Raw genomic sequence first — 22855 nt, 5'->3', positions numbered from 1 at the left:
GGATCAGCGGGGCGCCGAGTACCTGGGCGAGTGCTTGTGCGAGTGCGGTCTTGCCGGTGCCCGGCTCGCCCTCGCAGAACAGCGGCCGGTTCATCTGCATCGCCAGGTAGGTCGCCGTCGCGAGCCCGTCGTCGGCCAGGTAGCCGGTCGCGCGCAGAGCGGCGGCGAGCTCGGCCGGGCCGGTCGGGCCGGCGGGTGCGGAGTCGTTCACCGAACCAGCATGCCGGACGGGTGCTGCGGAGGGCCACAGCAGGAGGTCCCGGACCCCCGCCGGGGGTGGGGCGGGCGGCACGCGCCCATCCCCGTACCGACGAGTGGGAGGCCCGGAAGGTTCGAGATGCTTCCGATCAGGAACAGTTCATACCCGCGTGATACGTACGTGATGTGACGTCGTTGACCAGCGACTTTAGGGTCGATCTGATAATTACAAGCCTGCAACCATGATTTCGCTCACCCTCTCGCTGTTTGACGAATTCTTTTCCTGCATTCACCTTTCTCGGCGGCCGGTCCGACCGGAGCGGCCAGTTGAACGAGCCAACATCCGGGCCCGCCGCGCCGAACCACCCCCGTCCTGCGGCAGCCCGGTCCGTCGAGGACCAGGAACGGGACGGGGACGGTAGCCAACACTTCCGCGGGCGTCGTCGACGTCGCTCCCCGGTCCCGATCGACGCTCCCCGGCGACGAACGGTGGGCACACCTGTGCCCGGGGACCACTGCGCGGCGGTGTGACCTGACCGGGCCGGCGCGGTGGGAGCACAGCAATGTCTCAGGGACCCAAGGGCCGAAGTCTCCTGCGCGTGGCCGTGGCGGGCCTCGTCACGGTCGGCGCCACGGCTGCGATCGCCGGTACCGCCACCGCCGCCCCGGACAGCGTCTGGGACCAGCTCGCGCAGTGCGAGAGCGGTGGCAACTGGTCGATCAACACGGGTAACGGGTATTCCGGCGGGCTGCAGTTCGCGCCGAGCACCTGGCGCGCCTTCGGGGGCACCGGCTCGGCGCACAACGCCAGCCGGGCAGAGCAGATCGCGGTCGCCGAGCGGGTGCTCGCGGCGCAGGGCTGGGGCGCCTGGCCCGCCTGCTCGTCGAAGCTGGGCATCCGCGGCCATGCGGCCGAGCCCGGCAAGCGCGTGAACGCCTCGGCCCCGGCCGCGCCCGCCGCCCCGGCGTCGTCCGGCGGCGGCAGCTACACCGTCAAGGCCGGTGACACGTTGGGCCGCATCGCCGCCGCGAACGGCACCTCGGTCGCGCGGCTCGCCTCGCTGAACGGCATCACGAACGTGAACCTGATCAGCGTGGGGCAGACCCTCAAGCTGGGCTGAGCAGGAGCTCCCGCCGCCCCGGACCGCCATCCGGGGCCGCGGCGCGGGGTGCGGTGTCCCCAGCACCCGCCCCGGCGGACGACGGCCCGGGTCCGCTCCCTGCGCGGAGCGGACCCGGGCCGCTGCGTCGCTCAGGTCGAGTTGACCCACTCGTCGGTGCCGTCGGCGAACCGCTGGTGCTTCCACACCGGCAGCAGCCGCTTCACCTCGTCGACCAGCTCGGCGCAGGCGGTGAACGCCTGGCCGCGGTGCTCGGCCGCGACCGCGCAGGCCAGCGCGACATCGCCGATCGCCAGCGGGCCGATCCGGTGGCTCACCGCGAGTGCACGCACGCCGGGGCTGCCGGCGGCGACCTGATCGGCCACCTCGGCGACGATCCGGGCCGCGGTGGGGTGCGCGCTGTACTCCAGCCCGTGCACCGACTTCCCTCCGTCGTGGTCGCGGACCACCCCGGCGAACGTGACGACCGCGCCGGCCGCCGCGTGCTCGACCAGCCGGGCGTGCTCGTCGACGTCCAGCGGCTGCTCGCCGACGGCGGCCCGCAGCACCTCTGCTGCCATCAGTGGTCTCCTCCGCGCAGCTGGTCCACGGCGTGGTCGAGCACGTGCTCGAGCACCCCGAGACCGTCCTTCACCCCGCCCGGGGAGCCGGGCAGGTTCACCACCAGGGTCCGGCGGGCCACCCCGGCGACGCCCCGGGACAGCACCGCGGTGGGGACGGCGGACTCGCCGGCCCGCCGGATCGCGTCGGCCAGCCCGGGGATCTCGTGGTCGAGGACCGCCCGGGTGGCCTCCGGGGTGGCGTCGGTGGGCGAGATGCCGGTGCCGCCGGTGGTGATCACGACGTCGACGCCCTCGTCGACCGCGGCGCGCAGCGCGCCGCCGACCGGCTCGCCGTCCGGGACGACCGCGGGATCGGGGGTCTCGTAGCCGCGCGCACGCAGCCACTCGGTGATCACCGGCCCGGCCCGGTCGGGGTAGACGCCCGCGGCGGCCCGGTTCGACGCGGTGACCACCCGCGCGCTGCGGCCGCTCACGAGCGGTCCGCCGGCCGGGTCCAGTGCCCGGTCTTGCCGCCGTCCTTGCGCTCGACCCGGACCGCGTCCAGCACGGCCGCCGGGTCCACCGCCTTGATCATGTCGTGCAGGGTGAGGCCGGCCACGGTGACCGCGGTGAGGGCCTCCATCTCGACGCCCGTGCGGTCGGTGGTCCGCACCTCGGCGCGGATCTCGATCCGGCCGTGGGTGCCCTCGCTGCCGGGGACCAGGTCCAGGGTGACCCCGCTGATCGCGATCGGATGGCAGAGCGGGACCAGGTCCGGGGTGCGCTTGGCGCCCATGATCCCGGCGATCCGGGCGGTGGCCAGTGCGTCGCCCTTGGGGAGGCCGTCGGACTCCAGCAGCCGGACGACCTCGGCGGTGGTCCGCAGGACGCCGGTGGCGACCGCGGCGCGGCGCCCGGGCTGCTTCTCCGAGACGTCCACCATGCGGGCCGCCCCGGCCTCGTCGACGTGGCTGAGCTCGGTACTCACCCCGCCGACCCTACGGCGGCGCCGCACACGCGGGGTGGTCGGCCCGGCACCCCGGCCACACGATAAAGTGTGATGTGCATCACGTTTGTTCTTTACAACACTCTGTTCCGATGCGCGTTTCACGTTCGTGATCGGGCATTGCCACCTGCGGAAACCATTTATTCGATCTTGATCTGTCCGGAACATCCGAAGACACGCCGGGTGGCCGTCGGCTTTCGCGTCGACCTGACGTCACCTACCTTCGAGCCCGGCCCGGCCGACTCCCCGATCGCGGACGGGCCCCGGTGCCGCAGTGCTCCCTGTCCGGCGGCCACCGGTCCCCGAGGTTCTACGTGGGACAGGGCCGACAGTCAGGCGGATCCAGCGGCCACTCCCCGGCCACGGATCCGGCGCCCACCTCCCCGGGCGCAGGTCGGACGGCGCCACGGGGGAGATCCGTGCCATGGCTCGATACCGCGGCAAGCACCGCAAACCCAGCACGACCGGGCGGACGATCGCCCGGACGGCCGTCGCGGGCGCCGTGCTCGGCGCCCCCATGCTGGCGATCGTCCCGGCCGCGAACGCGGCCAGCGACGCCACCTGGGACCGGCTCGCGCAGTGCGAGAGCGGCGGCAACTGGTCCATCAACACCGGCAACGGCTACTACGGCGGGCTGCAGTTCAGCCCGAGCACCTGGAAGGCGTTCGGCGGGACCGAGTACGCCGCGTCCGCGCACCAGGCCACCCGCGCCGAGCAGATCGCCGTCGCCGAGAAGGTGCTGGCCGGGCAGGGCTGGAACGCCTGGCCGTCGTGCTCGAAGAAGACCGGTGCCTCCGGGTCCGCCACCCCGCGCACCGTCGAGCGCGACGCCGGCAGCCAGGCCCCGGAGCGGGTGAAGCTCAGCGCCCCGGCCTCCTCGGGCGGGACCTACACCGTGCAGGCCGGCGACACCCTCGGGAAGATCGCCGCCGCACACGGCGTCGGGCACTGGAAGAACCTGCTGGCCAAGAACCCGCACCTGGGCGCCGGCCAGCTGATCCACCCGGGTCAGGTCGTCAACGTCTGACCCCGGTCGCGGGTGACACCCCGGCCAGCCGACGCAGCTGGGCCGGGGTGTCGACGTCGTCGGGGACGGCGACGTCGGCGCACTCGACCAGCTCCAGGGCCGGGTGCCCGGCCAGGTAGCCGCGGGCGCCCGCGTCGCCCGCGGAGCTGCCCACCACGCCCGACCAGTGGTCCCGGCCGAGCAGCACCGGATGGCCGGGGACGCCGTCGTAGGCGGCTCGGCGCAGCGAGGCGTGGCCGGCGCCCTCGGCGACCCGGCGGATCGCCTCCGGGCCCACCCCGGGCAGGTCCACCAGGTGCACCAGCGCGGCTCCGGTGCCGGGCAGGTGGGTCAGCGAACCCAGCCCGCGCCGCAGCGAGGCGCCCATGCCCTCGTCCCAGTCCTCGGCGACGACCACGCCGACGTCGCTGCCCGCGGTGCCGAGGCCGGCGGCCCGCAGCACGTCGGTGACGTCGTCGGCGCGGGCGCCCAGCACCACCGTCACCGGGCCGCAGCCGCCGGCCTGCAGTGCCTTGACCGCGCGGACCGCCAGCGGCTCGCCGTGCAGCCGGACCAGCGCCTTCGGGGTGCCCATGCGACGCCCGGCGCCACCGGCGAGGAGCAGTCCGGCGACCACGGTCAGCGGTTGATCTCGGTGACCGGGTGCTCGTACGGCACGCTGTCCACAGGGAACTCGACGTCGCCGAACGGCGACATGTTGCCCTGCACGGTGCCCATGAGCTCGGTGACCGCGTGCCCGCCGTCCGGCAGGTGCGGCCAGTTCGGGTCGATCCGGTTGGTGTCGGCGGGCTTGGACGCCATCGGTTCCTCCAGCATCGGGCGGTGTCGCCGTCCAGTGTCGGCACCCAGTATCGCCGACGTCCGCCGTCCCCGTCCGCCCCGGTGCGGCCCACACCACCCGACTACCCTGGCGGTGGTGCAGACGTCCCTGGTCGAGTGGCTGCGCGGGCAGGACGACGGGTTCCTCGCCGCGCTGCTCCGCGCGCGCCCTGACCTCGCCGTCCCCCCGCCCGCCGATCTCACGGTGCTGGCGACCCGGGCCTCCATCCGGGCGTCGGTGCAACGCGCCTGCGAGGACCTCGGCACGGTCGCGCTGACCGTGCTGGAGGCGCTCGTGCTGGCCGGTGCGACCCGCGCCCCGGTGGACGGCACCCGGGCCACCGGCGGGCCGCGCGGCTGGCTCGGCCCGGACGTCGACCGCCGGACCTTCGCCGACGGGCTGGTCCCGCTGCGCGCCAGGGCGTTGGTGTGGGGCCCGGACGACGCGCTCGCCACGGTCCCGGCGGCCGCCGAGGCGGTCGGGCCGTTCCCGGCCGGGCTCGGCCGGGAGGCGGCCGGGCCGGCCGCCTCCGAACTGGACGCGCTGCTGGCCGAGGTCACGGCCGAGGAGGGCAAGGTGCTCGAGGTGCTCGCGGCGGGCCCGCCGATCGGCCGCTCGCGCGGCGCGGGCGACGGGTCCGGCGCGGTCGGCGCGCTGGTCTCGCGCGGGCTGCTGCTGCGCCGGGACCCGGACACCGTCGAGCTGCCCCGGCAGGTGGCGCTCGCGCTGCGCGGCGACCGCCCGATGGGCCCGCTCGACCTGTCCCGGCCGGACGTGCCGCTGCGCGAGCGGGATCCGTCCGTCGTGGACGGCACCGGTGCCGGTGCGGCGCTGGAGTTCCTGCGCCGGGTCGATCTCGTGCTGGAGTTCCTGGCGACCGACGGGCCGGGGGTGCTCCGCTCCGGCGGGTTCGGCGTGCGCGACCTGCGCCGGGCCGCCAAGGCGGCGGACACGGACGAGGCGACGGCCGCGCTGATCCTGGAGGTCCTGCACGGCGCCGACCTGATCGGCGACAGCGACTCGACCACGCCGGAGTGGCTGCCCACGCCGTCGTCGGACATCTGGGGGAGCGCGCCGGAGGAGTCGCGCTGGGCGGTGCTGGCCCGGACCTGGCTGGAGCTGCCCCGGCTGCCCGGGCTGGTCGGCCGCCGGGACGACGCCGACAAGCCGGTTACCGCGCTCTCCGACGGGCCGCGCAGGCCGCCTGCGGCGCGGGACCGGCGGCGGATCCTGCAGTCGCTCGCCGATCTGCCGCCGGGCACCTCGGTCGGCTCGGCCGCCGACCTGGCCCGGATCCTGGCCTGGGCGGCGCCGCGGCGCGGCGGCCGGCTGCGCGACGAGCTGGTGAGCTGGACGGTCGCCGAGGCGACCGGCATCGGCGTCGTGGCGCTCGACGCGCTGACCACCGCCGGGCGGGTGCTGCTCGATCCGGCGACCCGCGAGGCGCGCAACCCGACCGCGGTGGCGGCCGCGCTGCACGCGGTGCTGCCCGCACCGGTCGAGGAGATCCTGCTGCAGGCCGACCTGACCGCCGTCGCACCCGGCCGGCTGTCCGCCGACCTGGCGCACGAGCTGGCGATGATCGCCGAGGTCGAGTCGGCGGGTGGGGCCACCGTCTACCGGTTCACCGAGCGGAGCCTGCGCCGCGCGCTGGACACCGGCCGCACCGCCGAGGACGTCAAGGACCTCCTCGCCCAGCGCTCCCGGACACCGGTCCCGCAGACCCTCACCTACCTGGTCGACGACGTCGCCCGGCGGCACGGCAGGCTGCGCGGCGCCGCCGTCGCCTGCTTCCTGCGCTCCGACGACGAGGTGCTGCTCTCCGAGGTGCTCGCCAAGGAGGGCACCGCGGAGCTGGGCCTGCGCCGGATCGCGCCGACCGTGCTGGTGAGCTCGCTGCCGCTGGCCGAGGTGCTGGACGGGCTGCGGGCCGCCGGGTTCAGCCCGGCCGCCGAGGACTCCGGCGGCGCGGTGCTCGACCTGGCCGCCCGGGGCAGGCGGGCGGAGTCGCGGCGGCGCGGGGCCAGCCCGCGGGCCGGAGCGGCCGGGGCGGACGGCCCCGTCGACCGGACCGACGAGCTGGTCGAGCGGCTGCGCTCGGGGGACGCGCTCGCCGGGGTGCGGGACAGCGTCGCCGGCCGCCGCGAGGCCACCGGGTCCACCGGCAACCTCGCCTCGTTGCAGGCCGCGGTGCGCGAGGGCCGGACCGTCTGGATCGGGTTCGTCGACAGCCACGGCGTCGCGGGCGACCGGGTACTGGCCCCCACCTCGGTCGGCGGGGGCGTCGTGGAGGGCCGGGACGCGCTCGACGGTGAGCTGCGGCGGATCCAGCTGCACCGGATCACGTCGATCGCGCCGGTCGAGCGCTAACGGGCGCCGGCCGCCATCCGCTGGTGCATGGCGTGCTGGACCAGCGCGATCAGCGTCTCCTTGGTCGACTGCCGGTGCCGGGCGTCGCACACCACCATCGGGACGGACGGGTCGATCGACATCGCCTCGCGGACGTCCTCCAGCTCGTGCTGCAGGTGGCCGTCGAAGACGTTCACCCCGATCACGTACGGCAGGTTGCGGTCCTCGAAGAAGTCGATCGCGGCGAACGAGTCGGCCAGCCGGCGGGTGTCGACCAGCACCACGGCGCCGATCGCACCGCGGACCAGATCGTCCCACATGAACCAGAAGCGCTGCTGGCCGGGCGTGCCGAACAGGTACAGCACCAGGTCGGAGTCCAGCGAGACGCGGCCGAAGTCCATCGCGACCGTCGTCGAACGTTTGTTGGGGGTGGCCGAGAGGTCGTCGTGCGACGAGCTCGCCTCGGTCATCACCGCCTCGGTGGTCAGCGGCATGATCTCCGAGACCGACCCGACGAAGGTGGTCTTGCCGACGCCGAACCCACCGGCGACGACGATCTTGGCCGACATCGTCGCGGTACGCGCGACGGGCCTGGGCGGCTGTGGCGGCTGTGGCCTAGAGCCGACGGAGTCCACTCAACACCCTTTCCATCAGCGCGAGGTCCGGCACGTCGCCGGGGGTGCTCGCGGTCTGGTGAACGGTCACCGTGCCGCTCGAGGCCATGTCCCCGAGCAGTACCCGGGCAACGCCCAGGGGGAGCGAGAGCAGCGCCGCGACCTCGGCGACCGAGCGGGTCTGCTCGGCCAGCAGGTCGGCGACGGTGCGGTGCTCCATCGGCAGCCGTTCCAGCTGGTCGCGGGCCCGGCTGCTGACCGAGACGAGGGTCTCGACGGCCAGCTCGTAACCCGACTTCGTGCGTCCCCTGGTCCACGCGTAGGGCCGCACGAACGAGGCCCCACCGGGAGCGGGCGGGGGCGGCGCGGCCGCCGGACCCGGGTACGGGGAGGGCTGGTCGCCGCGGATCGCGTCCCGCTCACCGGGGGTGGGCGGCAGCCCGTAGGCGGCCGACCCGCTGATCGGTCCGGTCATCTCGGCGGGCGACGGCGGCGGCGCCTGCCGGGGGCTCTCCTCCGATACGTCGTCCCCGGCCCGGCCCCAGCCCCATCGCCGTTTTCTGGGCTTGCGCCTGGAGTCCAGGCTGAACCCGTTCATGACGTCGGCGAACGTAGGCTCGGGGCCCTGCCCGCCCGGGTCCTGTGTCATCGGATCTCACCTACCCTGGCCGATCCTGCTGCGATGGGGGTCATGACGTCTGCTCAGGGACCGAACGAGCCCTGCAGCTCCGCGCGGAGCTCCGGCGTGAGGAGCTGGCCGACCCGGTCGACCAGCAGCGTCATCTCGTAGCCGACCAGGCCGATGTCGCAGCTCGGCGAGGCCAGCACGGCCAGGCAGGAACCGTCGCTGATGGACATCAGCAGCACGATCCCGCGGTCCATCTCGACCACGGTCTGCACCACACCACCCGCGTCGAAGCAGCGGGCCGCGCCCTGGGTCAGGCTGATCAGGCCGGACGCGACCGCCGCGAGCTGGTCGGCCCGGTCCCGCGGGAGCCGGTCCGACGCGGTCAGCAGCAGCCCGTCGGCCGACACCACGATCGCGTGCGCGACGCCGGGGACACGCTCTGCGAAGTTGGTGACCAGCCAGCCGAATCGGCTCTGGCTGGGCTGTGCCTGCGGTGCCCTCACTGGTTCTCCTCAGGGTCGGACTGGTTCGTTCGGTCACCGGACGGCTCGGGGGTGCCGTCGGTCGTGGTGCGCGAGGCGTACTGCCTGCCGGACGCGCTCTCCCGGCCCTGGCGCACGCCCTGCTGGTAGCTCGCCAGCCGGCCGCGCACGCTCTCCGCGTTCCGCGACTCGCCTGACGGAGCGGGGCTGAGCACGGTGGATCCTGCCGCACTGCCGGGGAGCAACCGCGCCCGCGGTCGCCGCTTGGGCAGTCCGGCCGAGGTGGTCTCGTCCGGTTCGTCGGTCCCGGGCTCCTCACCGGCGACCTCGCGGGCCTGCCGCCAGGCATCGTCGGCCGGGGAGGAGAAGCCCGCCGCACCGGTCCGTCCGGACGGCGCCTCGGGCTGTGCCGCGGGACCGTCGGCCTGGGCGGGCGAGCCGTCCTGCCAGCGGACCGGCACCGAGCGGTTGGACCGGAACCAGGCCGAGGCGATGTCGTCGAAGATCGGCGTCGTCTGGCTCATGTCGAAGCCGCTCTGCTGCGACCGGGCCGCCTCCAGGGCCCCCGGACGGCGCAGCTGGCCGCGGTCACCCTCGACCGGCACCTTCGGCGCGAACAGCTCGTCCTGGTTCGGTCCCGGCCGCCCGGCCGGAGGCCTGCCCTCGGCCGGTCCGCGTGCGGTGACCGGCCGCTTGGGCAGCGGGGCTCCGTTCGCGCCGCGGGTGGGCGCGCCGTCCGGGTGCGGCACCGGGCCGCCCCGTCCGGGGCCCGGCGAGGGCCGGCGGACGGGCAGGCCCGGGCCGGGGCCGCCCGGCATCACCGGACGCGGCGACGGGCCGGGACGGTTGCCGTTCGGCCGGGTCCCGGGCGGGCCGCCCATCGGCTCCCGGCCGGAGGGCCGGACCGCGGGGAACGACCGGGTGTCGGTCGCCGGGCCCGGTGCGGGCGCGGCCGGGGCGGACCCGGTGGTCCCGTCCGAACCGGGCGCGTCGCCGGGCCGGCCACCGGTCCGTTCGTCGTCGGGCGCGGGGCCGGTGGCGCCGCCGTCCGGGCCGGCGTCGGTGGTGTCCGTGCTGCCGGAGCCGGCCGGTGCGGCGGTCCCGTTGCCCTCGGTGAACCCGGCGGTCTCGGGGGTGCCGGCCGGGGACTCCCCGGCGCCCGCGTCGGCGTCACCGGAGGTCCCGCCGTCCGAGGTCCCGGCGTCCGCGGGCTCGGTGGACGCGGCCCCGGTCGAAGCGGTCCCGGCCGCCGCGGCGTCGGCGACGGCGGGGGCCGGGCCGTCCTCGGTGGCGGCGTCCATGACGACCGTGTCGTCCAGGTCGCGGCCGCCGCGCCGGGCGGCCGCGGCACCCGCCGCGAAGGCGCCGCCGAGTCCGAGCGCGGCCGCGGGGCCCGTCCCGGACCGGTCCGCGGGCTTCCGGTCCCCGGCAGCGGCCGGGGCGGTCCCGGTGCCGTCCGCGGCGACGCTCCCGGCGCGCTCGGTGGTGGGGATCCCGGCGGCGTCGGTGGCGGTGCTGCTGTCGGTGCTGCTGTCGGTGCTGCTGTCGGTGCCGCTGCCGCTGTCGCTCTCGGTGCCGCTGTCGGTGCTGCTGCCAGTGCTGCTCTGGGTGCCGGCTCCGTCCACTGCCGCGTCGGCGCCGTCGGCCAACGGGTCGGCCGTGTCGGTGCCGCCGACGGAGACGGCGTTGCCGGCCGCGGTGTGCTCGGCCGCCGCGGCGGTGTCGGAGATGTCGGCGGTGCCGGTGGCGCCGGTGGCATTGGGGTCGCCGGCACCGTCGGCCAGGTCGGCCGCCGCGTCAAAGACGTCGGTCCCATCGGCCGTGTCGGGGTCCGCGTCAGGGTCCGTGCCGAGGTCCGTGCCGTGGTCGTGGTCGGAGCCGTGTTCGGAGCCCGGCTCCGCGCCGTCACGGCCGCCGGCCGGGGCGCCGGGCAGGTCCGGCCCGGGGCCCTGCGGCGGGAGCGCCCCGTCGCCCGGGGTGCCCGCGGGACCGCTGCCACCGGTGACCGGGTCGCCGGCCGGGGTGAAGACGTCGGCCGGGGTGCGGTCATCGCCCGCCGGTGCTCCCGGGGACGGCGCGAAGGCCTGCAGCCCGCCCGGGGCGAACCCGTTCGGCGCGGCCTCCGTCCCGTTCACCGCATCGCCGGTGGGATCCGGGGCGTTCTTGCGCAGCGACGAGCCGGGCCTGCGGGTCGGCAGCGCCGCCGCGGAGCCGTTGCGAGCGCCGCCGGTGGCGGTGCTGCCCGCCTCGAACGTCGGGGTCAGCGGGCCGTCGGACCCGGCGACCATCGACGGCAGCGAGCCGCCGCGACCGGAACCGTTCATCGCGACCCGGCGGTCGCCGCCGTCCGGTGCCGGACGGGGGGCCGGGGACTCCCGCGGCTCCGGGGCCGGCGGCGGCGGAGCCTGCGGGGCCGGGGCCGCGGGCAGGGCCGCGGCCGGACCGCCGTCGCGGCGCTGCTCGGGCAGCTGCGCCGAGGGCACCAGGTTCGCCGGGACGGTCACCGAGGCGTTCAGCCCGCCGGAACCGCTGCCGACCGCCGCCGACGCCAGCCGGACACCGATCCGGTGCCGGGCGGCCAGCCGGCCGACCACGAACAGGCCCATCCGGCGGGACGCCGAGACGTCGACCTCGGCCGGGCCGGAGAGCCGCTGGTTCGCGTCCGCCAGCTCGGCGTCGAGCATGCCGACACCGCGATCGGAGATCTCGATCAGCAGCGACTCGTCCGCGGTCCGGGTGGTGCTCATGATGACCTGGGAGTCCGGCGGCGAGAAGTTCGTCGCGTTGTCCAGCAGCTCGGCCAGCAGGTGGACGAGGTCGTTCGCGGCGCGGCCGGCGATCGTGGCGTTCGGCGGGGTCTGCACGACGACCCGCTGGTACTGCTCGACCTCGGACACCGCGGCCCGCAGCACGTCCACCACCTGCACCGGCGCCACGTTCCGCTTGGCGAGGTCGGTGCCGGCGAGGACCAGCAGGTTCTCGCTGTTGCGCCGCATACGGGTCGCGAGGTGGTCGAGCTGGAACAGGTTGGACAGCTGGTCCGGGTCCTGCTCGTTGCTCTCCAGCTGCTCGATCAGCTGCAGCTGGCGCTCGACCAGCGCCTGCGAACGCCGGGACAGGTTGACGAACATGCTGTTGACGTTCTGCTGCAGTGCGACCTGGTCGGCCGCCAGGCGGATCGCCTGGCCGTGCACCGCGTCGAACGCTCTGGCGACCTCGCCGATCTCGTCCCGGCTGTCCAGCGGCACCGGCTCGACCAGCGCGTTCGGTGCCTGGCCGGAGCGCATGCCCTCGACCGCCGCGGGGAGCTTGCGCTCCGCGACGTCCAGCGCCGAGCTGCGCAGCAGCCGCAGCGAGCGGACCATCTGCCTGCCGAGCAGCAGGATGATGCCGCCGGTGAGCAGCAGGGTCAGCATCAGCAACACGGAGTTGAGACCCGCGGTGTTGCCCGCCTGCTCCGCGGCGGCGGTCCGCCGGTCCACGAAGGCCTGTTCCGCGGCCTGCGTCGACTCGTCGACCGCCTGCGTCGAACGGTCCACCGCGGTGTTCCAGACGGCGGCGTCGACCTGCGGCGCCTCACCCGCGGGAGTGGCCAGCACCTGGTCGCGCAGGGCGGTCCGCTCGGCGTCGACCGGGCCGGCGGCGAAGTCGCCGAACGCGCCCGCCTGGTCCTGGGTCAGCGCCAGCTGCACGTCGCCCGCCGCGGTGCGGAAGGCGGCCTCGGCGGTGTTCATCCGGGCCCGGGACGCCTCGTCGAGCTGACCGGCGGCGAGCGCGGTGTTCACCACGGTGCGCTCCAGCTGGAGCGACTCGCGGGCGGTGGCGCCGGCGGCGATCGCGGTGGTCAGACCGGCCGTGTCGGCGGTTTGCAGGCGACCGACCAGCGCCCGGTCCAGCGCGAGCGTGCGCTGCACGATCGAGGTGTAGCGGGTGGTCACGTCGGCCGCGGGGGTCGGGCCGCCCGCGACCTGCGAGCGGATCACCGGGAGCTGGCCCAGCGTCGTCTCGGCCTGCCGGCGGGCGGCGGCCAGCTGCGGCTCCTGCTCCTCGGCGGCGTCGAGCTGTGCGGTGGTGTTCCGCAGCGCCTCGTCGGTCGTGGCCTGCGCGCCGTCGACCTGCGCGCGCTCCCCGAGCCGGTTGCCGGCGACGAAGGTGGCGGTGACGTCGCGCTCCGCCTGCAGCGCCCCGGTGAGCGTCTCGATCTGCTGGTGGACCTGGACCAGGCCGCTCCCGCGGCCGAGCTCCTCGGCCACGTTGGCCTGGTCGACGACCCGGATCGCGCCGATGCTCAGCGCGAGCACCGTCGGGACCAGGCCCACGACCACCAGCTTGGTGACCAGGCTCCAGTTCCGGGGGTCGAGTCGTTCCGAGAGGGTGGTCGGGCGTTCCGTGTTGGTCACGGTGGTCACGGCGCGGTCTCCCTGTCGGTCTCCGGTCCGGGCACGGGCAAGGGCGCTCCCGGGTGGTCCCGGCGGGCGGCGGGCGGCCGGGCCGGCCGTGTGGCGTCGCGGAGGGGGAGCATCAGCGGGTCCGGTGCGCCTTTCGGGTCACGACGAACCCTCCCGACCGTTCCCCGCGCCGACACGGATGCGGCGGCTGCCGCGCTCCGGGGGAGCCGGGCGGATATGATCGTGCAGGGTCTCGTCTGTGCATGACGGACGGCTCAGGAGTCTAGCCCCCACGACGGGGTGGTCCCGAGCGGCGTAGCAGCCCTCACCGTCCGATCACGTGACGTGACGCACGCCGACCGTTCGTCTCCGCTCGTCGCCCGGCGGTCTTGCACTGCTCCGATTACCGACGCGAAGGGATCCGTTCTGTGACCGACGGTCCACTGATCGTGCAATCCGACAAGACCCTTCTGTTGGAGGTCGACCATCCGGACTCGGCCGAGGCGCGCGCGGCGATCGCCCCGTTCGCTGAGCTGGAGCGGGCCCCGGAGCACGTGCACACCTACCGGGTCACGCCGCTCGCCCTGTGGAACGCGCGTGCCGCCGGTCACGACGCGGAGCAGGTCGTCGACGCGCTCGTCCGGTGGGCCCGTTATCCGGTCCCGCAGCCGCTGCTGGTCGACGTGGTCGACACGATGGGCCGCTACGGGCGACTGCAGCTGTCCAACCACCCCACCCAGGGCCTGGTGCTAACCGCGCTGGACCGCGCGGTGCTGGAGGAGATCCTCCGGCAGAAGAAGATCAGCCCGATGCTGGGCAGCCGGATCGACGACGACACGGTGGTGGTCCATCCGTCCGAGCGCGGCCGGCTCAAGCAGGCGCTGCTCAAGGTCGGCTGGCCGGCCGAGGACCTGGCCGGCTACGTCGACGGTGAGGCGCACCCGATCGACCTGGTGCAGGACGGCTGGGCGCTGCGCGACTACCAGCAGCACGCGGTCGACGGGTTCTGGGACGGCGGCTCCGGGGTGGTCGTGCTGCCCTGCGGCGCGGGCAAGACCCTGGTCGGCGCGGCCGCGATGGCCCGGGCCGGGGCGACCACGCTGATCCTGGTCACCAACACCGTCGCCGGGCGGCAGTGGAAGCGCGAGCTGGTCGCCCGGACCTCGCTCACCGAGGACGAGATCGGCGAGTACTCCGGCGAGCGCAAGGAGATCCGCCCGGTCACGATCGCGACCTACCAGGTCGTCACGCGCAAGACCAAGGGCGAGTACAAGCACCTGGAGCTGTTCGACTCGCGGGACTGGGGCCTGGTCGTCTACGACGAGGTCCACCTGCTGCCCGCGCCGGTGTTCCGGATGACGGCGGACCTGCAGTCCCGGCGCCGGCTCGGGCTCACCGCGACGCTGGTCCGCGAGGACGGCCGCGAGGGCGACGTGTTCTCGCTGATCGGGCCGAAGCGCTACGACGCCCCGTGGCGGGACATCGAGGCGCAGGGCTGGATCGCCCCGGCCGAGTGCGTCGAGGTCCGGGTCACGCTGACCGACGCCGAGCGGATGGCCTACGCGACCGCCGACTCCGAGGAGCGCTACCGGACGGCGTCGACGGCGCGCACCAAGCTCAATGTCGTGCAGGCGATCCTGGACCGGCACCGCGGCGAGCCGACCCTGGTCATCGGCGCCTACCTGGAACAGCTGGAGGAGCTGGGCGAGAAGCTGGACGCGCCGATCGTGCAGGGCTCCACCCGCAACCGGGAGCGGGAGCGGCTGTTCGAGGAGTTCCGCAGCGGCCGGATCGACCGGCTGGTCGTCTCCAAGGTCGCGAACTTCTCGATCGACCTGCCCGAGGCGACGGTCGCGGTGCAGGTCAGCGGCACCTTCGGCTCCCGGCAGGAGGAGGCGCAGCGGCTCGGGCGGCTGCTGCGGCCCAAGGGCGATGGGCGGCAGGCGCACTTCTACTCGGTCGTCTCCCGGGACACCGTGGACACCGACTACGCGGCGCACCGGCAGCGGTTCCTGGCCGAGCAGGGCTACGCCTACCGGATCGTCGACGCCGACGACCTACTGGGCCCGGCGCTCCCGGACTCCGGCTGACCGCTGGGCCGACACACCGGCACCCGATGGGGGCGCGAACCCGGCGCGCCGAGGTGTTCACGGGCACACTGGCGGTTCCGGTGCCGCTCGATCCGGGGAGGGACGCGTGTCGACGACCATGTGGGTCCTCGTCGGCCTCGCCGCGTGGGTGTTCGTCGGCCTGGCGGTCGCGCTCGTGCTCGGCCGGATGATCCGGATGCGCGACCGGGAGTCCCCCGGCCCGCCGGACGAGCAGCCGGGCGGCGGCGAGGGGACCGCTGCGCCGCGGCCGCGGCGCGCCGCGGAGCCGCCGCAGCCCGGAGGGGGCCGGGACCCGCGTCCCTGATCCCGCAGGCCCCGGGTCCGGGGTCGGTCTCCGGGGCGATCCGGAGTCCGCGGCGGCGCGCGCCGGGCACCGTGGGACGCATGGACAGCACAGCGCAGAACTCCGCAGCGCAGAACCCGGCAGCACAGGACTCGGCGGCCGAGGGCTCCGATCCGGCCACCGACCGGTACGCCGCCCCGGCCGCGGACCAGCCGGCGGCATCGGCCACGGCCACTGCCACGGACCAGCACGCCGCCCCGGCTGCCGGTCAGCACACCGGCGCCGGCCCGGCCGCCGACCAGCCCATGGCGTCGGCCACGGCCCCTGCCGCCGACCAGCACGCCGGTCAGTACTCCGACCCGCACACCGGCCCGGCCGCCGGTCAGTACTCCGGCCCGGATGCCGGTCAGGGCGCCGGATCCGGTGCCGGCCCCGTCCCGCCGCGCGCGGCCGGCACCGCGGGCGGGCCGGCGCTCGGCGACCGGCTTGCCGCGTTCCGGCTGCGCCGCAGCGCCACCGACCGGATGCTCGGCGGTGTCTGCGGCGGCCTGGCCGAGGACCTCGGCGTCGATCCTGCGCTGCTCCGGATCCTGGTCCTGGTGCTGACCCTCGCCACCGGCGGCGCCGCGGCACTGGTCTACCTGGCCGTTTGGCTGGTCGCCCCGGTCGCATGACGGCCGGCGGCACGGGACGTCCCGACGCGCCAGGGGGTCGCGTCGGGACACGGTCGCTCAGCGCCGGTGGCCGGACCAGTTCGCCAGCCGCTCGGTCGGACCGGCGTCGGGGGCCGGCTCGACCACCGCGGCGAACGGGACGGGCCCGCCGCGCACGGCGGCCGAGAGGTGGACCTGCGCGGCCGCCGGCGCGGCCGTCGCCAGATCGGGATCGGCCTCCGGGTCCTGACCGGTCGCGACGGCCAGGTCCCACCCGTGCACCAGGGCTTCGTTGAGGTAGACGGTCAGCGCCACCCGGCCGGGGACTTCGCCGAAGGGCAGCCGGGCGAGCCGGTCGAGCAACGCGTCGCCGTCCGGGCCGGACCAGGCCGCGCGCAGGGCCGCCGCCTCGGCGACGTAGGCCGGGGCCGGGGCGCCCAGCACGTCCTCGCTGATCAACGGCGCCGCCAGCGGGTCGGTCCCGGCGGCCACCGCGGCCGGCCGGCGCACGGTCGTCACCAGGTGCGCGAGCAGCGTGCGCACGTCGAACCCGTCGCACGGCGTCGGATCGGCCATGCGGTCGTCGGGTACCGCGGCCGCGAGTCCGGAGACCCAGCTCAGCGCGCGGAAGTAGCGCGGCCGGAGGTCCTCGGCGCGACCCGCCCGAGACCGATCCGCTCCCGGCGCTGACGGCCGTCCAGCGGGCGGTCTTCGGGGGGACCCGGCTGCGGATGCGCTACCGCGCGGCCGACCCGGGCGGAGCGGGCACGGCGACGGCGGCCGAACGCGTCGTCGATCCGGAGGAGCTGTGGCTGCGGCGCCGGGCCGACTTCCAGGACCGGCACCCGGGCGTCGAGGTGCACCTGCGCCTCGCCGCGCAGCGTCGTGACCTGCTCCGGCCGATCACCGTGCGGGACGAGCACCGGCGCGGCGACCTGCTCGAGGTCACGGCCGTGTTCGGGGACCTGCGGCACGCCGCCGCGGTGCTGTGGCCGCTGCTGCCGGATGTGGAGGTGCTGGCCCCGCCGAGCTGCGGGCCGGTCTGCGAACCCGGGCGGAGGCGGCCGCCGGGTCCCTCGCCGGGCCGCCGGGCTGAGCGCCCGGACGCCTGCCGTGCCGCCCGGACGCCGGCGGCGCTGCCGGACGACGGAGCCCGCCCGGAGCTCACCCTGACGACGGGGAGCCGGCGGGGCAGACCGGCCGGCGGGGAGCCGACGCCGCGGGGGCGGCACCGGCGAACCGGTACCGCCCCCGCGGGTGGTGCTGCGTGAGCAGGCGTGGATCAGAAGTCCATGCCGCCCATGCCGCCGGTCGGGTCGGCGGGGGCGCCGCCGCCCTTCTCCGGCTTGTCGGCGATGACCGCCTCGGTGGTCAGGAACAGGGCCGCGATCGAGGCCGCGTTCTGCAGAGCCGAACGGGTCACCTTGGCCGGGTCGATGATCCCGGCCTTGACCAGGTCCTTGTACTCGCCGGTGGCGGCGTCGAGGCCCTCACCGGTCGGCAGGTTGCGGACCTTCTCCGCCACGACGCCACCCTCGAGGCCGGCGTTGACGGCGATCTGCTTGAGCGGAGCCTCCAGCGCGACCTTGACGATGTTCGCGCCGGTGGCCTCGTCACCGTCCAGGCCGAGGCCCTCGAACAGGCCGGCACCGGCCTGGATGAGCGCCACGCCGCCGCCGGCGACGATGCCCTCCTCGACGGCCGCCTTCGCGTTGCGGACGGCGTCCTCGATGCGGTGCTTGCGCTCCTTGAGCTCGACCTCGGTGGCCGCGCCGGCCTTGATGACGGCGACGCCGCCGGCCAGCTTGGCGAGGCGCTCCTGGAGCTTCTCGCGGTCGTAGTCGGAGTCGGTGCGCTCGATCTCCGCGCGGATCTGCGAGACCCGCCCGGCGATCTGGTCGGCGTCACCGGCGCCGTCGACGATGGTGGTCTCGTCCTTGGTCACGACGACCTTGCGGGCGGTGCCCAGCAGGGACAGGTCGGCGGTGTCGAGCTTGAGGCCGACCTTCTCCGAGATGACCTCGCCACCGGTGAGGATGGCCATGTCGGCCAGCATCGCCTCGCGACGGTCACCGAAGCCCGGGGCCTTGACGGCGACGGACTTGAAGGTGCCGCGGATCTTGTTGACGACCAGGGTGGCCAGAGCCTCGCCCTCGACGTCCTCGGCGATGATCGCCAGCGGCTTGCCCGACTGCATGACCTTCTCCAGCAGCGGGAGCAGGTCCTTGACGGTCGAGATCTTGGAGGAGACGAGCAGGACGTACGGGTCCTCGAGCTCGACCTCCATGCGCTCGGCATCGGTCACGAAGTAGGGCGAGATGTAGCCCTTGTCGAAGCGCATGCCCTCGGTGAGCTCGAGCTCGAGCCCGAAGGTCTGCGACTCCTCGACCGTGATGACGCCTTCCTTGCCGACCTTGTCCATCGCCTCGGCGATGAGCTCGCCGATCTGCGGGTCGGCGGCCGAGATGGAGGCCGTGGCAGCGATCTGCTCCTTGGTCTCGATCTCCTTGGCGGACTTGAGCAGCGCCTGGGAGACGGCCTCGGTGGCCTTCTCGATGCCGCGCTTGAGCGACATCGGGTTCGCGCCGGCGGCCACGTTGCGCAGGCCCTCGCGGACCAGCGCCTGGGCCAGCACGGTGGCGGTGGTGGTGCCGTCACCGGCGATGTCGTCGGTCTTCTTGGCGACCTCCTTCACCAGCTCGGCGCCGATCTTCTCCCAGGAGTCCTCGAGCTCGATCTCCTTGGCGATCGACACGCCGTCATTGGTGATGGTCGGCGCGCCCCACTTCTTCTCGAGCACGACGTTGCGGCCCTTCGGGCCCAACGTCACCTTGACGGCGTCGGCGAGGGTGTTCATGCCCCGCTCGAGGCCCCGACGGGCCTCCTCGTCGAACGCGATCTGCTTCGCCATGGGGGTGTTGCCCTCCGATAGAGGTGAGTCGAGTGATCGGATGCGGTGCCCGCGACGGACGGCCGGCTACCCTGCGCCGGCCTCACCCACCCGACCTGGCACTCCACGGGCACGAGTGCCAGTGGATGCTGTGCCCGTTTCTAGCACTCGGGTGGGGTGAGTGCAAGCGACGGGGTCCGAATGTCGGCCGGTCGGGAGCGCGGGCAGGATGGCCCCATGACCACCGCACCCACCTGGTCGAACTCCGGTCCGCGATCGGTCGCCGAGCACGCCGCCGCGGTCGCCGCACTGCTGCCGCCGACCGGCGTCGAGCGGGTGCCGCTGGCCGATGCGAGCGGACGGGTGCTGGCCGAGGACCTGACTGCCGGCGTGGCGCTGCCGCCGTTCGACAACTCCGCGATGGACGGGTACGCCGTGCGGGCCGCCGAGCTCGCCGGCGCCTCGGATGCCGATCCGGTGACGCTGCCGGTGGCCGAGGACATCCCGGCCGGGCGGACCGCGGTGCCGCCGCTGGCCCCCGGCACGGTCGCCCGGATCATGACCGGCGCGCCGGTGCCCGAGGGGGCCGACGCGATCGTCCCGGTCGAGCGCACCGACGGCGGGACCGGACAGGTGCGCATCGCCGCTGCACCCGAGCCCGGCGCCTACGTCCGCCGGGCGGGTGAGGACACGGTCGCCGGGGCGGTGCTGCTGCGGGCGGGCACGGTGCTCGCGGCGCCGCAGATCGGATTGGCCGCCGCCGTCGGGCGCCCGGAGCTGCCGGTCCGCCGCCGGCCGCACGTGCTGGTGCTGTCCACCGGCTCGGAGCTGGTCGCGCCCGGCGAGCCGCTCGGGCCGGGCCGGATCTACGAGTCCAACGGGACGATGCTGGCCGTCGCGGTCCGCGAGGCGGGTGCGACCGCGGAGCTTCTCTCGTTCGTGCCCGACGACGTCGAGCGGTTCCGCGCGGTGCTGGCCGGGCGGGTCACCGCCTCGACGGCCGCACTCCGGCCCGATCTGGTCCTCACCTCGGGCGGGGTGAGCGCCGGGGCCTACGAGGTGGTGAAGGACGCGATGACCGGGCACGGCGTGCAGTTCGGCAAGGTCGCGATGCAGCCCGGCGGCCCGCAGGGCTGCGGGCGGCTCGATCTCGGCGGGACGGACGTCGCGGTCGCGACCCTGCCCGGCAACCCGGTCAGCTCGCTGGTGTCGTTCGAGGCGTTCGTCCGGCCGGCGCTGCGGGCCGCGATGGGGCATCCGGCGCCGCACCGTCCGGTGGTGACGGCCCGGCTGGCCGGGAAGCTGTCCTCGCCGGCCGGCAAGCGGCAGTTCCGCCGCGGCGTGCTCGACGCGGCCACCGGGACGGTCGCCGAGATCGGCTCCACCGGATCGCACCTGATCGCGGCGCTGGCCCGGGCCGACTGCCTGATCGACGTCCCCCCGGACGTGACGACGGTGGCCGACGGATCACCCGTCGCGGTGTGGTTGATCGAGCCGTAGGCGACCCCTTCTCGCGCCGAACGGTCGCCGCTGATCTGCGGCGACGATGCACTGTGCGACAGGGTCTTCACTCGCCCGGCGCCAGGGCTGCGCCGAAAGTGTGAGCCACCTCATAGGCAGAAGGGGCAACGATCTCACCGCGAGCGACGTCTATCCGTGTAGGCATTCGGCCGAAAGAGGTAGATCACGGTGGACATCCATCGTGATCTGGACTGCCGGTCGTCGGGGAGGAATACTTTTGCTCGCGAAGGGGTAACCCCTTCACAGCACAGGACCCACCGCCCGTCGCTGGGGAGCGGACGAGCGGTTCCAAGGCCGGGGTCGTCGTCTCGGGGGACGGCGGCCCCGGCCCTTTTCCGTCTCCGGGAGCGGGCGATCGTGCCAGGGACCGCATCCGCGTCGTGCACCGGGGTCGGGTCGTCCCGCCGGAGCTGTGTCTCCGGCTCCCGCGTAGCGTGGCGATCCCCAACCGGAGCATCAGGAGCCGACGACCCGCCATGGCCGAAGGAACCGGGACCTCGCCGACCCACATCGCCCGTCTGGTCCGCGACGCGATCCCGCCGATGCACCCCGGGGGCAGGCCGATCGTCGCCGCGGTCGCCCTCGTCGCCGCCGGGGTGCGCGCACTCAGCGGCCGGGGCGCACTGCCCGGGCTGCTCGCCACCGGCGCCACCGCGCTGTTCTTCCGGGACCCGGCGCGGACCCCGCCGCAACGGCCGGGCGCGGTGCTCGCCCCCGCGGACGGCACCGTCGCGACCGTCACCGAGGTCGTCCCGCCGGCCGAGCTCGACCTCCCGCGGGTGCCGCACCCGCGGGTCTCGATCTTCCTGACGGTGCTGGACGTGCACGTGCAGTGGGTGCCTGTGCACGGCCGCGTCGTCGGCGTCCGCTACGAGCCGGGCACGTTCCTGTCCGCCGACCTGGACAAGGCCAGCGAGGACAACGAGCGCAACGCGATCACCTTCCTCGCTGCCGGTCCCGACGGGCACCGGATCGGCGTCGTGCAGATCGCCGGGCTGCTGGCCCGCCGGATCGTCTGCGGGCTCTCGACCGGCGACGAGGTCGCCGCAGGCGAGCGTTTCGGGCTGATCCGGTTCGGCTCCCGGGTCGACACCTACCTCCCGCCGGGAACGGAACCGCTGGTCCACCCCGGCCAGCGCACCGTGGGCGCCGAGACCGTGCTCGGTGTCGTCCCCCCGGCGGAGGGCTGAGCCGGATGACGATCGGGCCTCCGGCGAAGGGGTACCCGGCCGGCGTGCGACTGCTGCCCAACGCGGTCACCGTGCTCAACCTCTGCGCCGGCCTGTCGGCCGTCTACTTCGCCCTGCAGGGCCGGTTCGACCTGGCCATCGGCGCGGTGCTCGCGGCGGCGCTCTGCGACGCCCTGGACGGTGGCCTCGCCCGGCTGCTCGACGCGTCCAGCCGGATCGGTGCCGAGCTGGACTCGCTCGCCGACCTGGTGTCGTTCGGCGTCGCGCCGGCCCTGGTGATCTACATCTGGGCGTTCGAGGACACCCGGGCCGGCTGGATCGTCGCGCTCGTCTTCGCCGTCTGCATGGCGCTGCGGCTGGCCCGGTTCAACACGCTGCTCGACGACGACCAGGCGCCGCCGTTCGCCCGCGAGTTCTTCGTCGGCGTCCCGGCCCCGGCCGCGGCCATGACCGCCGGGATCCCGCTCTACCTGTGGCTGCACCTCGGGCCCGGCTGGTGGTCGGCCGAGCCGGTGGTCGCGGTCTGGGCGCTGTTCACCGCCGGCCTGATGGTCAGCCGGATCCCGACCGTGTCGCTCAAGGCGGTCCGCGTGCCGCAGCGGGCGATCGCCCCGCTGCTGGTCGGCGTCGGTGCGATCGCCGCGGCGCTGTTCACGGTGCCCTTCCTCGGCGTCACGGTGGCCGCGACCGGCTACCTGCTGCTGCTGCCCTACACCGCCTACCGGTACCGCTGGCTGGCCCGGCACCCGGAGGCGTGGGACGTCCCGACCCGGCAGCGCCGGGCCGTCGCCCGGGCCGCCCGCTCGGCCCGCCGGCTCGGGCTGCGGCCGCCGCTGCGCCGCCGGGTCGCCGGCCGGGCCGGTGCGATGGCCCGCGGGGTCCGGCGCCGGCTCGACCCGGACGGCGCCGCCCGCCGGGAGAACAGCCGGTCCGGCAACGGCCGGGCGGTGCACGGCCCCGGTGTCGCCCCGGCCCCCCGCGGATCCGGGCGCCGCCTCGGGCTGCGCCGTCGCTGACCACTAGCGTGGCGCG

20 protein-coding genes and 1 pseudogene are annotated in these 22855 nt (G+C 75.1%); 10 read left to right on the top strand and 11 right to left on the bottom strand.

The genetic code is table 11. The features are described 5' to 3' along the window. Positions 1-211: AAA family ATPase (locus ABZ881_RS16335; protein WP_358485323.1), on the bottom strand; the 211-nt coding region annotated here is incomplete at its 3' end. A 550-nt stretch (positions 212-761) separates the two neighbouring features. On the opposite strand from ABZ881_RS16335, the gene ABZ881_RS16330 reads away from it, so the two are divergent. After that, positions 762-1319 carry a transglycosylase family protein gene (locus ABZ881_RS16330; RefSeq protein WP_358485321.1) on the top strand — a complete coding sequence of 186 codons (558 nt, stop codon included), beginning with the start codon at positions 762-764 and terminating at the stop codon, positions 1317-1319. A gap of 131 nt (positions 1320-1450) precedes the next feature. Here ABZ881_RS16330 and ABZ881_RS16325 read toward each other — a convergent pair. Both ABZ881_RS16325 and moaC read right to left on the bottom strand, forming a co-directional pair. Then, a pseudogene (locus ABZ881_RS16325) lies at positions 1451-2355 on the bottom strand (molybdenum cofactor biosynthesis protein MoaE). Continuing rightward, a complete protein-coding gene (moaC, locus tag ABZ881_RS16320) occupies positions 2352-2849 on the bottom strand; it encodes a cyclic pyranopterin monophosphate synthase MoaC (protein WP_358485319.1) in 498 nt (165 codons plus the stop codon). Before moaC ends, ABZ881_RS16325 begins: the two are co-directional and overlap by 4 nt. A 442-nt stretch (positions 2850-3291) precedes the next feature. Here moaC and ABZ881_RS16315 point away from each other — a divergent pair, with 442 nt between their 5' ends. Continuing rightward, positions 3292-3894 (top strand): transglycosylase family protein, encoded by a 603-nt coding sequence (locus ABZ881_RS16315; protein WP_344021129.1) that lies wholly within the window; start codon positions 3292-3294, stop codon positions 3892-3894. Here ABZ881_RS16315 and ABZ881_RS16310 read toward each other — a convergent pair. Both ABZ881_RS16310 and ABZ881_RS16305 read right to left on the bottom strand, forming a co-directional pair. After that, the gene (locus tag ABZ881_RS16310; RefSeq protein ID WP_358485317.1) at positions 3884-4510 is read right to left on the bottom strand and encodes a nucleotidyltransferase family protein; all 627 of its coding nucleotides are present in this window, start codon (positions 4508-4510) and stop codon (positions 3884-3886) included. The genes ABZ881_RS16315 and ABZ881_RS16310 overlap by 11 nt on opposite strands. Before the next feature lie 2 nt (positions 4511-4512). Next, positions 4513-4695 carry a hypothetical protein gene (locus ABZ881_RS16305; protein WP_344021125.1) on the bottom strand — a complete coding sequence of 61 codons (183 nt, stop codon included), beginning with the start codon at positions 4693-4695 and terminating at the stop codon, positions 4513-4515. 112 nt (positions 4696-4807) lie between these two features. Here ABZ881_RS16305 and ABZ881_RS16300 point away from each other — a divergent pair, with 112 nt between their 5' ends. Further along, entirely contained in the window at positions 4808-7084 is a 2277-nt protein-coding gene (locus ABZ881_RS16300) for a helicase-associated domain-containing protein (RefSeq protein ID WP_358485315.1), read from the top strand. On the opposite strand, the gene ABZ881_RS16295 is transcribed toward ABZ881_RS16300, so the two are convergent. The 4 genes from ABZ881_RS16295 to ABZ881_RS16280 are packed head-to-tail and all read right to left on the bottom strand — an operon-like array spanning position 7081 to position 13196. After that, entirely contained in the window at positions 7081-7632 is a 552-nt protein-coding gene (locus tag ABZ881_RS16295; RefSeq protein WP_344021121.1) for an ATP/GTP-binding protein, read from the bottom strand. The genes ABZ881_RS16300 and ABZ881_RS16295 overlap by 4 nt on opposite strands. A gap of 46 nt (positions 7633-7678) precedes the next feature. Then, a complete protein-coding gene (locus tag ABZ881_RS16290) occupies positions 7679-8326 on the bottom strand; it encodes a DUF742 domain-containing protein (RefSeq protein WP_358485314.1) in 648 nt (215 codons plus the stop codon). Between the two features lie 53 nt (positions 8327-8379). Further along, on the bottom strand, positions 8380-8808 hold the full coding sequence (locus ABZ881_RS16285; protein ID WP_085910464.1) for a roadblock/LC7 domain-containing protein: 429 nt from the start codon (positions 8806-8808) through the stop codon (positions 8380-8382). Beyond that, positions 8805-13196 carry a nitrate- and nitrite sensing domain-containing protein gene (locus tag ABZ881_RS16280; protein ID WP_358485313.1) on the bottom strand — a complete coding sequence of 1464 codons (4392 nt, stop codon included), beginning with the start codon at positions 13194-13196 and terminating at the stop codon, positions 8805-8807. Before ABZ881_RS16280 ends, ABZ881_RS16285 begins: the two co-directional genes overlap by 4 nt. Positions 13197-13603: 407 nt before the next feature. Here ABZ881_RS16280 and ABZ881_RS16275 point away from each other — a divergent pair, with 407 nt between their 5' ends. From ABZ881_RS16275 to ABZ881_RS16265, 3 genes are all read left to right on the top strand, one after another. After that, positions 13604-15265, top strand: a complete 1662-nt coding sequence (locus tag ABZ881_RS16275) for a DNA repair helicase XPB (protein ID WP_358485311.1) — start codon at positions 13604-13606, stop codon at positions 15263-15265. 106 nt (positions 15266-15371) lie between these two features. Beyond that, positions 15372-15590, top strand: a complete 219-nt coding sequence (locus ABZ881_RS16270) for a hypothetical protein (protein ID WP_358485309.1) — start codon at positions 15372-15374, stop codon at positions 15588-15590. 80 nt (positions 15591-15670) lie between these two features. Further along, on the top strand, positions 15671-16243 hold the full coding sequence (locus ABZ881_RS16265) for a PspC domain-containing protein (RefSeq protein WP_358485307.1): 573 nt from the start codon (positions 15671-15673) through the stop codon (positions 16241-16243). A 57-nt stretch (positions 16244-16300) separates the two neighbouring features. On the opposite strand, the gene ABZ881_RS16260 is transcribed toward ABZ881_RS16265, so the two are convergent. After that, entirely contained in the window at positions 16301-16843 is a 543-nt protein-coding gene (locus tag ABZ881_RS16260; protein ID WP_358485344.1) for a TIGR03086 family metal-binding protein, read from the bottom strand. A gap of 110 nt (positions 16844-16953) precedes the next feature. Between ABZ881_RS16260 and ABZ881_RS16255 the strand changes: the two genes are divergently transcribed. Then, positions 16954-17493: a hypothetical protein gene (locus ABZ881_RS16255; protein WP_358485306.1), complete on the top strand. Its 540-nt coding sequence runs from the start codon at positions 16954-16956 to the stop codon at positions 17491-17493. A gap of 11 nt (positions 17494-17504) precedes the next feature. On the opposite strand, the gene groL is transcribed toward ABZ881_RS16255, so the two are convergent. Further along, complete coding sequence (gene groL, locus ABZ881_RS16250; protein ID WP_358485304.1) at positions 17505-19133, bottom strand: chaperonin GroEL; 1629 nt, start codon at positions 19131-19133, stop codon at positions 17505-17507. Between the two features lie 216 nt (positions 19134-19349). Here groL and glp point away from each other — a divergent pair, with 216 nt between their 5' ends. The 3 genes from glp to pssA all read left to right on the top strand — a co-directional run bounded on the left by glp (position 19350) and on the right by pssA (position 22839). Beyond that, complete coding sequence (gene glp / locus ABZ881_RS16245) at positions 19350-20612, top strand: gephyrin-like molybdotransferase Glp (RefSeq protein WP_358485302.1); 1263 nt, start codon at positions 19350-19352, stop codon at positions 20610-20612. A 497-nt stretch (positions 20613-21109) separates the two neighbouring features. Next, positions 21110-21823: a phosphatidylserine decarboxylase gene (locus ABZ881_RS16240; protein ID WP_358485301.1), complete on the top strand. Its 714-nt coding sequence runs from the start codon at positions 21110-21112 to the stop codon at positions 21821-21823. Positions 21824-21828: 5 nt separating this feature from the next. Then, positions 21829-22839, top strand: coding sequence for a CDP-diacylglycerol--serine O-phosphatidyltransferase (pssA, locus tag ABZ881_RS16235; protein ID WP_344021098.1), 1011 nt, complete (start codon positions 21829-21831; stop codon positions 22837-22839). The last annotated feature ends 16 nt before the right edge of the window (positions 22840-22855 follow it).

Source organism: Pseudonocardia sp. NPDC046786 (assembly GCF_040645415.1).
GTDB lineage: Bacteria > Actinomycetota > Actinomycetes > Mycobacteriales > Pseudonocardiaceae > Pseudonocardia > Pseudonocardia kongjuensis.
The sequence above is the reverse complement of the archived record's forward strand: the minus strand, read 5'-3'. Positions and strand labels throughout refer to the sequence as shown.